Source organism: Pedobacter sp. B4419 (assembly GCF_059693725.1).
Genome location: NZ_JCASSL010000002.1, coordinates 407316 through 420925, shown reverse-complemented (window position 1 = coordinate 420925; position 13610 = coordinate 407316). Strand labels below are relative to the sequence as shown.

The window sequence follows — 13610 nt, the reverse complement described above, 5'->3', positions numbered from 1 at the left end:
GCTATTTTAAAAATTAACGGACTCAGATCTTATTTTTTTAATTATTGTGAATGGAAATATTTCTTATTACGATAAAATGGATATATCTTGTATTAAGATTTGACAGGTAACAACAGCGGTAAATTATTGGGGGAGAGGTATGCCTAAGCTTATCTTTTAGCTACAAAATAATGAAAAAACTTCTTTTAACGCTGATCATCGGCTTCTTTATCAAAGGAGCGATTGCCCAAAGTATTGTAAAATTTAATTCTCCCATTTCTCCTTCGCCAACAGCGGCGAGTTTAGGCAAATATGGAGATATTCCTGTGTCAACCTACACAGGGATTCCTAATATCCAGATTCCCTTATATGAAATTAAGGTGGGCTCAAATACATTGCCCATTGCTTTATCTTACTACGCAGGAGGAATTAAGGTTGCTGATGAGGCTTCTGCTGTAGGCTTGGGCTGGTCGTTAAACGCTGGAGGTGTAATTACGAGAACTAAGAAGATGAAGGATGACCTTTCGTCTATTGGCTATTATAAAAATAGCGTACATACAAACCTTGATGGAACAGATAAGGAGCCAGATATATTTTATTTCAATTTCGCCAACTTCTCAGGAAAATTTTTGATTGACTACTCAGCAAATCCAGCACAGCCTTATGAAATCAAAAGGATCGGCATTTATAACGACGATGATTTAAAGATCATCCTCAATTCAAACCAAACTTGGTCTATTATTGACAAATTAGGGATAAGGTATGATTTTAATGCTACTGAAACTCAAAACGACCGAGCGGTACCTGAGGGAGACAACCCATCGCCAATTGAGGTATCTGACTATATCTCTTCTTGGTTTTTGAGCAAAATAACCTATGTTAATGGTGAGGAGATTGTTTTTAATTATACTCCAGGTGCGGGCATCGAATGTGTTCCTGTGGTAGATCAGGTATTTGGAGTTGGAGAGGGTTATATCCATGCTATTCCCTCTACTTGTTACACGGCTCCAATGCCAAGAAACAGTCTCTCTAAAACAACTTATAATGTAAAAACAAATACAGTAGATTTAACAGAGATTATATTTCCGGGCGGTAAAGTCGAACTACTTTATCTAGCAGATAGGATTGATCAGAGAGCCTTAAGCTGGGTCGCGAAGAGACTAACGACCATAAGAGTCTATAATTCATTGCAATCTGGGCCTAATTTGTTAAAAACATTCCTATTTGACCAAAGCTATTTTAGCTCATCAAATAATGCCAATTACCTTTCAAAACGGTTAAGATTAGATAGGGTATCAGAGTTAGGCAATCTAGATAATACCTCCAAGGAGCATAAACTACTTTATTCTAGTCCTAGCCTGCCAGATAAAGATTCAAAAGATATAGATCACTGGGGCTATTATAACGGCCCCAAGAACAATACGAGTCTCTTCCCTGCAAGCGGAGGCGCTTTTAGCATTACTGGTAATTCGAGGAATCCAGACCCCAATGCCATAAAGGCCGATATGTTGAGAGGTATTGAATATCCAAGCAAGCTCGTTACTTCGTTTGATTTTGAAATGAATGATTTTTCCAATCTGGGAACCGGTTTATTCTGGTCTTCGGCAAATGCAACAAATACTGGGATGATCGGTGGTGGCGTAAGGATAAAAGCGATCAACAATGATGATATGGTAAATTTTGATGGATTTCTCAACTTATCTTCTCGCAAAGAGTTTGAATACATTTCCAGTAATGGTTCACAGTCTAGTGGAAAAATCATGTCAAAGATTAATTATTGGGCTCCTTATGATGTTGCTTTCACTGTTGGTTTTTCTGGCTCTTGCTCAATGTATAATGCTCATATAATTAGAGAGATAGGAAAAACATTTTATACCAGCTCATCTATCCCAATTAGTGGAGATGCCCAGGGAAATGTAATAGGTTACGATCGTGTAGTAATCAAAAATATTGGCCTAACAGAAACGAATCGGACTGTGGATGAATATTATAATTATTCATCGGCCTCATTAAACCTGTATCCGCGTCTTCCTCAGATTAATAATAACAGCAATGGTCTTTTAAGGCTTAGAACTGATTATGTAAATGTTGGAGGAACAGAAGTTCCTTTGAAGCAAACAGAGATGACTTACACTACAAAAAGTGCAAATACTGTTAAGGGCTATGTTTTTACAGCAAGCTGGCAGGCAAATCATATGGATTTAGTGAGCTACGATATCTTGAACGAGTGGATTGTAGGCAATACCGTTACGGAGAGAATGTTTGAGCCCAATCTCAACAATGCCAGCACCGCCAAAACAGTAAGTCTCACATTTGATAGTACTAATAAACAGAAAACCCAAGAGAGTTATACTGATAGTAAAGGAGATGTTTATGCATTGAAATACCTTTATCCAAGGGATTTAGTGGCCTTAGGTCAGACAGAGCCATATCAGGAAATGGAGAACAGGCACATGACTGGCTTTGTTATTCAAACCGAAAAGTATAAAAATGCTGTTCTTTTAGAAAAAACATATAGCGACTATGTAAGGAACTGGCCAAGCAATCCAACTTTGATTTTGCCAAGTACCACAAGAACACAATATGCATCAAAACCAATTGAAAATAGATTAGCTTACAATGCATACGATAAAAAGGGGAATATCCTGACAACGTCTTACCCAAATGGGATGAAAACAAGCTATTTATGGAGCTATAACTATCAGCATCCCATTGCGGAAATAAAAAATGCAGACTATAGCGCGATTGAGAATATACTAGGAGGACCAGCTATTGATAATTTTGCCGCTTTGCTCAGTCCTGACAAATCTGCAGTTGATAATTTTATGGTGCCATTAAAAACTAGCCTGCCAAATGCACAGATCGCAACTTATGTTTACAGTCCCTTGATTGGTCTGTTAAGTTATACAGATGCCAAAGAACAAAGTATATATTACGAGTATGATGGATTTCAAAGATTACAGGCAATAAAAGATCAAAATGGCCATATTATAAAAACCTATAAATATAATTATTCAACGCCTGGTCCTCATGTATATTATAGCGCAATGATGAGTCAAAATTTTAATAAAGTATGCCCCTCTGGACAAACAGGTTCTACAGTTACTTACACTGTAATGCCTCATATTTATACTTCAATAATAAGCCAAGCAGATGCCGATCAAAAAGCGATTGACGATATGGCGCTTAATGGACAAAATTATGCAAATACAAATGGAGTATGTACGTCTACAAATACGGCTACGATTGATTATAGTTTAGCTTCTGGACGAGAATTTAATGTGCACCTGTCGAATACAGCAACTAATCAGACTTTTGATTATTTACTTTCAGGCTATGGTACCTTAACGGGTATTCCTGAGGGTACTTATTATATTTCTATTAATGAAATAAGCTATAGTGGGGCCTTCAATTTTTACATCGATTCCTTAATGGAAAATGGAGTTTATGTGCATTTTTACTCCGTTCCATTAAATGGCACTCATCAAATTTATGTTCAAGAGCTTTAATCAAACGTATATGAAAAACTGGATTTTAATTTCTGATAACAAAAGAATGAGCTGGAAAGCATATGCTTGGCTAATGACGCTCCTGTTGCTGAATGGTTTGGTAAATGCTCAAACACTATCTACAACCAAAAATTTTATTGCCGAAACCGTAGTTAAGGTCGGCGGTAAAACAAGCTTGTCTCAATTAAATGGGCTAACTAAAGAAGAAGTCAATACTAATGTGCAATATTTGGATGGTTTTGGCCGACCACTGCAAACCATTAACATACAGGCTAGCCCAGGTGGTAAAGATATTGTACAGCCCTTTGATTTTGACAGGTTGAGCCGGGAACAGTTTAAATATCTACCGTATGTTCCTTCTGGTGGCAATGTAGGCCAATTTAGAGAATCGGCAAAAAATGAAGTATACCAATTCTATGCGCCAGGCGTAGGAATTCCAATAAGTGACGGGGTTACTCGAATAGCCAATCCTTATAGCGAAAATGTATTTGAAGTATCGCCTTTGGGTAGGGTAATTGAACAAGGAGCGCCAGGCCAAACTTGGACTGTCCCTTATGGGCGTACAATCAAAGTAGGTTATGGGTTAAGCAATACAAATATAAATTATGCGGTTGACGGTTTTGCAGCAAGAAAATATAACTCGGTTACAGTAAATACGGCTGGGTTGGAGCATCAGCGCACGCTAAGTACATCGGGATATTACAATTCAAAAGAGCTCTATCTTACCATAAAAAAAGATGAAAATTGGACCGTCGCAGATGGCAAAGCCGGAACAGTAGAAGAATATAAGGACAAAAATGGAGCAGTTGTATTAAAACGAACATTTAATAAAAACCCGAGCAATGTTATTGAAGTATTAAGCACCTATTATGTTTATGATGATTATGGGCTATTAAGCTTTGTTTTACCTCCTGCTACGGATCCAGATAATGGATCAATCACTCAGGCGGTCTTAGATAATTATGCTTATCAGTATTATTATGATAGCCGTGGCAGGTTAATCGAAAAGAAAATTCCAGGTAAGGGTTGGGAATATTCGGTTTATAATAATTTAGATCAACCTGTGTTTTCACAAGATGCCAACCAAAGAGCAAAAAGCCCTAAAGAATGGAGTTTTGTAAAATACGATACATTTGGCCGAAACATTATAACAGGTATCGTTCAAGACAATAGTAGTCGTGGTGATCTGCAAGCTTCATTAGATAATGTTGCGCTAACCAATGCGCCATTGTTTGAACAGCGAGATAATTCTAATAGCAACGGAACTCAAACTGGCTATTCAAATGTTGCTCTGCCTAACCAAAATATATTAGCCTATTATTCAATTAATTATTATGACGACTACAATTTTTATGGCAATAGCTTTGGGGCGCCAAGCGGTAGTAATTTTGTTAATGGCAATAGGGTAAAATCTTTACCAACAGGATCTAAAATAAACACAATTGGTCCTAATGGCGCGCAACTTAGCGTGCCAAACATGCTGCTTCAAGTAAGCTATTACGACAATGAGGCTCGTGTGCTGCAAAGCAAGGCCCGAAATCATTTAGGTGGTATAGATATTTTAGACAACACCTATAGTTTTATTGATGAACTTCAAAGCAGTACACGTACACATACGGTAAGCACTTCGAGCGTGACTACAACTGTAATAAAAGAGTATTTGTATGATCATGCCGGTAGAAAGATCAAAACCTACCAGAGAATAAATACCAATTCGACTATTGGTCCAAAAGTACTTTTGAGCGAATTGGTCTATAATGAGATAGGTCAGGTTATGGTGAAAAAACTTCATGACGGACTGCAGTCAACAGCCTATGCTTACAATGAACGGGGCTGGTTAAAAAACAGCACGAGTAATCAATTCAGCTATCAGCTTAACTATAATGATGCTGTTAATGGAGCCGCTTCTCAATACAACGGTAATATTGCCAATCAGCTCTGGGACTATGGCAACAATCCAAATGTAAATACCTTTAACTATTCCTATGATAAATTAGACAGGCTCACTCAGTCAGTTTCGCCTAATTTGGGAGAAAGCGTGACATACGACTTGATGGGCAATATCCAAAGTTTAGCCCGGGATGGAAAAGGCACAAATAATTATACGGCTTATAATGGTCATCAATTAACACAAGTTCAGGGCTTTACTAATGGAAATTATGGCTATGACCAGAATGGAAATTTAAATAGCGATAGTCAAAAGAATATAAACATCAGTTATAATTCGCTTGATCTCCCTGCCCAAATAACAGGTAGCCAGAATATAACCTATACTTATGATGCTTTAGGCAATAAGTTGCAAAAGCAAAGTAGTTCTGGCGTAACAGACTATATTGCCGGTATACAATATAAAAATAATGGAACAGAGATAGATATTATTTTAACAGACGAGGGCAACGCCAGAAATAGTGGGGGGACCTATAGCTATGAATATACTTTAAGAGATCAGATAGGAAATAGCCGTTTAAGTTTTAAGCAAAACCCAATTACCTCCCAATTAGAGGTGTTGCAAAAGGACGATTATTATGCCTTCGGTTATAGGAAACCGATACAGGCAAGTTCTAATGATAATAAATACCTATATAATGGCAAAGAACTTCAAGACGAACTAGAGGAATACGATTACGGAGCTAGGTTTTATAATCCAGTTCTGGCTAAATGGAGTGCAATAGATCCAATGGCAGAAAAGATGCGTAGCTTTTCGCCGTATAATTATGCATTCAATAACCCAATAACCCATAATGATCCAGATGGAATGATGCCAGTTCCGATTGGTGGCATTCCAGGGATGACTATTTCTGTGCCTACTTCCAAAGCAGAGGCCGCCAGCATGATGGCATCTCTACACTCAATGCAGATTCAGCTTTTGAAGGACATTTCCATGATGACTACCATGAAAAATACCATGGATCACCTTCAGGAATATGCCATTAACGAACTGAATTATGGCATGCATAGAGGCAGGGGCTACGAAGCTATGTTAAGGTCTGGCCAGGATCCAGCGCTGATTGACTTAGAGTACAACCTAAATAAGGCCGTTGCAACTGCGAAATTAGTAGGAGATGCCATGGAGTGGCTGGCTTTTGGAGCGGGTGGTGGAGAAATGATGCTGGCCGCATCAGCCATAAAGGCACCTGCGACACAGATTGTAAAGGAGGCCGTAAAGGAGGTTGCTGAAGAATCGGTTAAGACTGTAGAAAAGAAAATAGTTGAAAATTCAGCTCATCATTTGAAACCAAACAATATTGGAGGTTTTGAAAGCTTTTCGGCGTTTAAGAAAGAAGTTGGAAAAGCAGGAGAAGGGTATGCATGGCATCACATTGTTGAGCAACATGGTGGGAACATAGAAAAATTTGGAGCAAAAAACATCCATAATTTAAATAACGTTATTAGATTAGAGCACGGCGCAGGCTCTATTCATTCCAAAGTTACTGGACATTATAATTCATTAATGCCAGGTACAAATATGAGAGTAAGGGATTATGTGAAAACCCTAAGTTTTGGAGAGCAATATCAGTATGGAATAGATGCATTAAACCGATTTGGATGGCAACGATAATGACTAAAGAAAAGATAAAAGAGAAATTTTTAAATGAGGCTATTGAGCATGGTAATGCCATATCTGAAGGTAATAGTACTAAAGCTAATAAAATTCATAAGAGAATACAAGCTTTATATAATCGAGCAAAAGAGTTGGAAGAAAATGGTATGTTTTGTGAGTTACTTGACAATTCTAATGAAAATATCAGGCTTTGGGCCGCGACTTTTACTTTGAAGACCTTTCCCGATTTAGCGGAGCAATGTTTGGAAAATCTATCAGATTCAGCTACCATAACAGGGCTTTCGGCAAAAACAACTTTAGTTCTATGGAAGCAGGGAAAGTTAAATTTATTGTAAGGTTTTAACTGTTTAGTGGGTCTCTAGTTGGTATGTTTTTAATTTGTAGCATTTTCGGATCCAGTTACGTATTAGAACTAACTTGGTTTAAAAACCAAAACAACCCATGAAAAAATATTTAATGCTTTCAGGCCTAATTGCACTTTTCCTTTCTTTTTCGGCATGCGAGAAGAAGAGCTTTGAAAATGTAGACAGCATCAGCTATGGCACTTCTTTTGGCATGTGCGTAGGCTATTGCCACAACGAGCTTTCCATCAGTGGTAATAAAACCACAATGACTAAACAAAAGAATGGAGAACCTTCGGCCACCAAAAAATGCAACAGCTCTGTGAGCGAAAGCGAGGTGAATGAGATCAAAAAACTGTTAAACACAGACGAGGTTTACAAATTGCCAGAAGTAATCGGTTGCCCGGATTGTGCAGATGGAGGAGCAGAGTGGGTGGCGTTTAAATCAGGTGGCAAGGCATATAAAATCACCTTCGAATACGGTAAGGCACCCGAATCGTTGAAAGTTGCGGTTGCGAAGTTGAAAGCTATCAGTGAGACCTTTAAAGATTGTAAATAGAATTATTGGTTCATTAGTTCAATAGTTCATTGGTGTAATTAGTTCATTGGCTGATTAGAAGAATTAGCTCGTTAGCTGAAACACCCCTCCGGACAAAGTAATTGTTTAATTGCTAAACTGTTGAATTGCAAACTGAGAACTGCCAACTGAAAACTGCCAACTAATAACTCCCGACTATTCCTCTTTAATTGGCGTTAATTTATTAATAGCCAATATCCAAGCATAACCAAACAAACCACCTAAAACGGAAGCGATAATATCGTTGCTATCGAAAACCCTACCCGGCATAAAAAGCTGTGCCAACTCGTAAATGATGAGGCCAACTATAAAAGACACCGTGCTTCTGAATGGCTGATTTGCTGTTTGGTGCCTTAAAAGCAACGAGCCGAAAAGCAAAATTATAGGCGCCAAGAAATTGGGAAGGGAACCTGCAATGCCAAAATCAAAGATACGGTTCTTGAAAAGATATGGCCTTAATTTTAGCTCTTCGAAAGCCGTGAAAGCTAGGATAAAAATAAAAGAAATGAGGTAAAAACGCTTTCTGGTGGTCATGTACTGATTAGTTTATTTTGATCATTACGCTTCCTGAGGCCATGTCATGAATAGCACGATTCTTTAAATCGCCATAGATAGATACGAATGAGATCCAGCCTAACGAAAGTTTAACCACATACCTAACAATGGCCTGGAACAGATTGATTCTTTGAGTCGAGTCGTCGTTTTTGCGTACCCTTATTTTTTTGATGTAGTTGCCCAGTGCGCAGGCTTTCGCCGTGCAAAGAGGTTCGTAGACAATAAATAGCAAAGCAAATAAAACGATTCTTAACCAGTCTGCAACTTGACCAAAGTTCTCGAGAATACCGGAAAAAACGAACATTAAAATGATGATCAAAAGGGTGTCAATAAAAGTAGATTGGAAACGTGTAGCTAATGACGGGTATTCTTCTTCCATGAGCATGAGTAATTTAGATAGGGCAAATTACATATTTTTTTGAGTTGGACAATCGGTATCTACCCTAATAGCAGCACTTGCCCAGCCTCAATAAACCTGATAGGAGCGGACACGGAGTAAAGCGTATAGCAGGACTGCCGTAACCGAAATGCGCTACCTATTGCTTTTCTAATCAAAACATTGGCTGATTAACCTATTGATCATTTGTGAGGTGCGGTGTTGCTAAATTGTTGAACTGTTAATTGTAAACTGTAGACTATTGTTTCATTGCGAAATCGTTTAACTGCAAACCGATAACTGCCAACTAAGACGATGGACTATCAGCCTCTTTATTAACCAAAAATTAAGAAATGCAGCATAAATTAAAAAACTCGTGCAAAGGCTTGATTATCACAAAATAAGTTCCTACTTTTGCAGTCCCTTAATGTAGCCTAGTTGTCAGCTAGCCATTAAGTATTTAAAAACAAAAAGCAAAAACACAAAAAGCAGAAAATGCCAACCATTCAACAATTAGTTAGAAAAGGTAGAGTAGCACTGGAGTTCAAGAGTAAGTCTCCAGCGTTGGACAGCTGTCCACAGCGAAGAGGTGTATGTACACGTGTATATACTACTACCCCTAAAAAACCAAACTCAGCAATGCGTAAAGTTGCCCGTGTACGTTTAACCAATGGTAAAGAGGTGAATGCCTACATTCCAGGAGAAGGTCACAACTTGCAAGAGCACTCAATCGTGTTAATTCGTGGTGGTCGTGTTAAGGATTTACCAGGAGTACGTTACCACATCATCCGCGGTGCATTAGATACCTCAGGTGTAGCTGGCCGTAACCAACGTCGTAGTAAATATGGTACTAAGCGCCCTAAACCAGGACAAGTAGCTGCAGCACCAACAAAAGGTAAAAAGAAATAATTAGGGGGAAACAGAAATGAGAAAATCGAAACCAAAAAAGAGAATTATTCTTCCTGATCCTAAATTCAACGATGTTCAGGTAACAAGATTTGTAAACAATATGATGTTCGACGGTAAAAAATCTATCGCTTACTCTATTTTTTACGATGCCGTAGAATTAGCTGAGAAAAAAGCTGGCGAAAATGGTTTAGAAGTATGGAAACGTGCTTTGAGCAATGTAATGCCTTCGGTAGAGGTTAAATCTCGCCGTGTAGGTGGTGCCAACTTCCAAGTGCCAACAGAAGTAAGACCAGACCGTAAAATTGCCTTGGGTATGAAATGGTTGATCTCTTACGCTCGCAAACGTGGCGAAAAAACCATGAAAGAGAAATTAGCAGGCGAAATCGTTTCGGCAGCTAAAGGCGAAGGCGCAGCTGTTAAAAAGAAAGAAGATACGCATAAAATGGCTGAGGCTAACAAAGCGTTCTCACACTTTAGATTCTAATAATTAAATGATTGAATGATTGAATTTTGAGTGGATAGAATGGGTTTTTAATCCTTCTTTCATTCTCTAATTCAATCATTCGCTAATTATAAACAATGTCAAGAGATTTAAAATTTACTAGAAATATTGGTATTGCTGCTCACATCGATGCGGGTAAAACCACTACAACAGAGCGTATCCTTTATTATGCTGGTGTAAGCCACAAAATTGGCGAGGTGCACGAAGGTGCAGCTACCATGGACTGGATGGCGCAAGAGCAAGAACGTGGTATTACCATTACTTCTGCTGCAACCACTGTAAACTGGAAATACAGAGGCCAAAACTACCACATGAACATTATCGATACACCAGGACACGTGGATTTTACCGTTGAGGTAAACCGCTCGTTACGTGTATTGGATGGTTTGGTATTCTTGTTCTCGGCAGTTGACGGTGTAGAGCCTCAATCAGAAACCAACTGGCGCTTAGCAAATAACTATAACGTAGCCCGTATCGGTTTCGTTAATAAAATGGACCGTTCTGGTGCCGACTTCCTTAAAGTTGTAAAACAAGTTAAGGATATGTTGGGTTCTAACGCAGTGCCTTTGCAATTGCCTATCGGTGCTGAAGACGGCTTTAAAGGTGTAGTTGATTTGATCAATAACCGTGGTATCGTTTGGAACGAGCACGATAAAGGTATGACCTTTACCGAAGTTCCAATTCCAGAAGAAATGGTTGACGAGGTAGCTGAGTGGAGAGAGAAATTGCTTGAATCAGTAGCTGAGTATGATGAGACCTTGATGGAGAAATTCTTCGATGCTCCTGAGACCATTACTGAGCGTGAGGTGTTAGATGCATTGCGTCAGGCAGTATTAGATGCTAAAATTGTTCCTATGGTTTGTGGTTCATCTTTCAAAAACAAAGGTGTACAAACCATGTTGGATTATGTAATGGAATTATTGCCTTCGCCAATGGATAGCAAAGGTGTAACCGGAACTAACCCTGATACTGGTGCTGAAGTATTGTTGAAGCCAGATGTAAAAGAGCCTTTTGCAGCTTTGGCATTCAAAATTGCAACAGATCCATTTGTGGGCCGTTTATGCTTTATCCGTGTTTACTCAGGTAACCTGGAAGCTGGTTCTTATATTTACAATACCCGTTCAGAAAATAAAGAGCGTATTTCTCGTATCTTCCAAATGCACGCCAATAAGCAAAACCCAATTCCTAACGTAGGTGCTGGTGATATTGCTGCGGTAGTAGGCTTTAAAGATATCAAAACTGGTGATACACTATGTGATGAGAAACACCCTATCATTCTTGAATCTATGGATTTCCCTGAGCCGGTTATCGGTTTAGCTATTGAGCCTAAAACTCAAGCTGACATTGATAAATTGGGTATGGGCTTGGCAAAATTGGCTGAAGAAGATCCAACCTTTAGGGTTCAAACAGATCAAGAAACTGGTCAAACAGTAATCTCTGGTATGGGTGAGCTTCACTTGGATATCTTGATCGATCGTTTAAAACGTGAGTTCAAGGTAGAAGTAAATCAAGGTGCACCACAAGTTGCTTACAAAGAGAATATCAATGGAACTGTTCAGCACCGTGAGGTTTATAAAAAACAATCTGGTGGTCGCGGTAAATTTGCCGATATTCAGGTAATCATTTCTCCAATTGATGCAGATTACGAAAAAGGTGGTTTGCAGTTTGTGAACGAGATTACAGGCGGTTCAATTCCTCGCGAATTTATTCCTTCGGTAGAGAAAGGCTTTGCAGCTTCAATGGCTAATGGCGTATTGGCTGGTTATCCACTACCTGACATGAAGGTTCGTTTAATTGATGGTTCATTCCACGCGGTCGATTCAGATGCTTTGTCATTCGAACTTGCTGCTAAAATGGCTTATCGTGAGGCATTGCCTAAATGTAACCCTGTGTTGATGGAGCCAATCATGAAGATTGAAATCCTTACTCCAGAAGAAAACATGGGTGATGTAATGGGTGATATGAACCGTCGTCGTGGCCAACTTCAAGGTATGGACACCCGTAATGGTTCTCAAGTAATCAAAGCGTTGGTGCCACTTTCGGAAATGTTTGGTTATGTAACTCAATTGCGTACCATTACTTCGGGCCGTGCAACTTCTACAATGGAATTTGACCATTATGAAGCCGCTCCGCGTAACGTACAAGATGAGGTTATTGCCAAAGCAAAAGGTAAAATTAAGTCTATAGACTAGTATCAAGATAAAAGTATCGAGTATCAGGACAAATAATCCATCTTGATACTTGATACTCACTACTCGATACTCTTCAAGATAAACCCGGCCTTTGTTATAAATAGCTCTAACACTGGCCTTAATTAAATAAATAACATGAGCCAAAGAATCAGAATCAAATTAAAATCTTACGATTATAACTTGGTAGATAAATCTGCCGAGAAAATCGTAAAAACTGTAAAGCCTACAGGCGCAGTAGTTAGCGGACCAATTCCGTTGCCAACAGAAAAGAAAATCTTCACTGTTTTGCGTTCACCACACGTAAACAAAAAAGCACGTGAGCAGTTTCAATTGTGTGCCTATAAACGTCTTTTAGATATTTATAGCTCTAACTCTAAAACTGTAGATGCATTGATGAAACTTGAATTGCCTAGCGGCGTTGAAGTAGAAATCAAAGTTTAACGATTTTATAACATGAAAAAGGCCCTTAGAAGAAATTCTAAGGGCCTTTTTTGTTTTTATGACTACATATAGCTTAGCCTGGCTATCAGAAATGTAAAATCAGATCCTTAGCTTTATAAGTACTATAGCCAAATTATATGAAGAAAAGCCTGTTCTCTATTCTGTTCCTGCTTGTCAGTTTAAATCTTTTTTCGCAATCTCTATATCCAATTGAGCAAAAAACAAGTAATATTATTAATGTAAACGATACTGCTTATCTGCGGATAGTAAACGGCATCATCGTCAAGAATGATTATCTGCTAAAAAATTTCGAAAGAACGAGCATTAGATCCAGAGAAAGCGTAAAAGAATTGGGAATCAAGGGAAATAAGCGCGTAATGATCATTACCATCGAGGTTCCCGATATAGAATATAAAATTGACAGCATATTATATTCAAGACCTGATTTCATAAAGAACTATAAATACCCCCTAGATATTCGATTGCCAATTTCGATTAACAACAAGCTCGTATCTGATGATGAAAAGGAAGGCTTGTTCTCTAAATTAACTTTGGCTGCTATTGTAAAAATAGAATACATAGCTCATCGAAACCCGAAGATCACACCCTTTGGAGTAATTAACATTAATGTAAAATAGATCAAGGTCAACAATTTTATGACGTGGAA

The 13610-nt window shown here is 38.5% G+C and carries 11 protein-coding genes; 9 read left to right on the top strand and 2 right to left on the bottom strand.

The annotated features are described in order from the left end of the window. Positions 1-170 precede the first annotated feature (170 nt). The 4 genes from AC570H_RS13555 (at position 171) to AC570H_RS13540 (ending at position 7950) form a co-directional block, all read left to right on the top strand. Positions 171-3488 carry a DUF5977 domain-containing protein gene (locus AC570H_RS13555; RefSeq protein WP_497355659.1) on the top strand — a complete coding sequence of 1106 codons (3318 nt, stop codon included), beginning with the start codon at positions 171-173 and terminating at the stop codon, positions 3486-3488. Between the two features lie 10 nt (positions 3489-3498). Next, entirely contained in the window at positions 3499-7047 is a 3549-nt protein-coding gene (locus tag AC570H_RS13550; RefSeq protein ID WP_497355657.1) for a DUF6443 domain-containing protein, read from the top strand. Next, a complete protein-coding gene (locus AC570H_RS13545) occupies positions 7035-7385 on the top strand; it encodes a hypothetical protein (protein ID WP_497355655.1) in 351 nt (116 codons plus the stop codon). Before AC570H_RS13550 ends, AC570H_RS13545 begins: the two co-directional genes overlap by 13 nt. A gap of 106 nt (positions 7386-7491) precedes the next feature. Continuing rightward, positions 7492-7950, top strand: coding sequence for a hypothetical protein (locus AC570H_RS13540; protein WP_497355653.1), 459 nt, complete (start codon positions 7492-7494; stop codon positions 7948-7950). A 174-nt stretch (positions 7951-8124) separates the two neighbouring features. Here AC570H_RS13540 and AC570H_RS13535 read toward each other — a convergent pair whose 3' ends face one another. Both AC570H_RS13535 and AC570H_RS13530 read right to left on the bottom strand, forming a co-directional pair. After that, positions 8125-8502, bottom strand: a complete 378-nt coding sequence (locus AC570H_RS13535) for a VanZ family protein (protein WP_497355651.1) — start codon at positions 8500-8502, stop codon at positions 8125-8127. A gap of 7 nt (positions 8503-8509) precedes the next feature. Further along, complete coding sequence (locus AC570H_RS13530) at positions 8510-8902, bottom strand: RDD family protein (protein WP_497355649.1); 393 nt, start codon at positions 8900-8902, stop codon at positions 8510-8512. 492 nt (positions 8903-9394) lie between these two features. Here AC570H_RS13530 and rpsL point away from each other — a divergent pair, with 492 nt between their 5' ends. The 5 genes from rpsL (at position 9395) to AC570H_RS13505 (ending at position 13581) form a co-directional block, all read left to right on the top strand. Then, on the top strand, positions 9395-9808 hold the full coding sequence (gene rpsL / locus AC570H_RS13525) for a 30S ribosomal protein S12 (RefSeq protein ID WP_008244597.1): 414 nt from the start codon (positions 9395-9397) through the stop codon (positions 9806-9808). A gap of 16 nt (positions 9809-9824) precedes the next feature. After that, positions 9825-10292, top strand: coding sequence for a 30S ribosomal protein S7 (rpsG, locus tag AC570H_RS13520; RefSeq protein WP_199141130.1), 468 nt, complete (start codon positions 9825-9827; stop codon positions 10290-10292). Positions 10293-10387: 95 nt separating this feature from the next. After that, the gene (gene fusA, locus AC570H_RS13515) at positions 10388-12502 is read left to right on the top strand and encodes an elongation factor G (protein ID WP_497355646.1); all 2115 of its coding nucleotides are present in this window, start codon (positions 10388-10390) and stop codon (positions 12500-12502) included. Positions 12503-12637: 135 nt separating this feature from the next. Continuing rightward, a complete protein-coding gene (rpsJ, locus tag AC570H_RS13510) occupies positions 12638-12943 on the top strand; it encodes a 30S ribosomal protein S10 (RefSeq protein ID WP_008244591.1) in 306 nt (101 codons plus the stop codon). Between the two features lie 137 nt (positions 12944-13080). Further along, positions 13081-13581, top strand: coding sequence for a hypothetical protein (locus AC570H_RS13505; RefSeq protein WP_497355644.1), 501 nt, complete (start codon positions 13081-13083; stop codon positions 13579-13581). Positions 13582-13610: the final 29 nt, after the last annotated feature.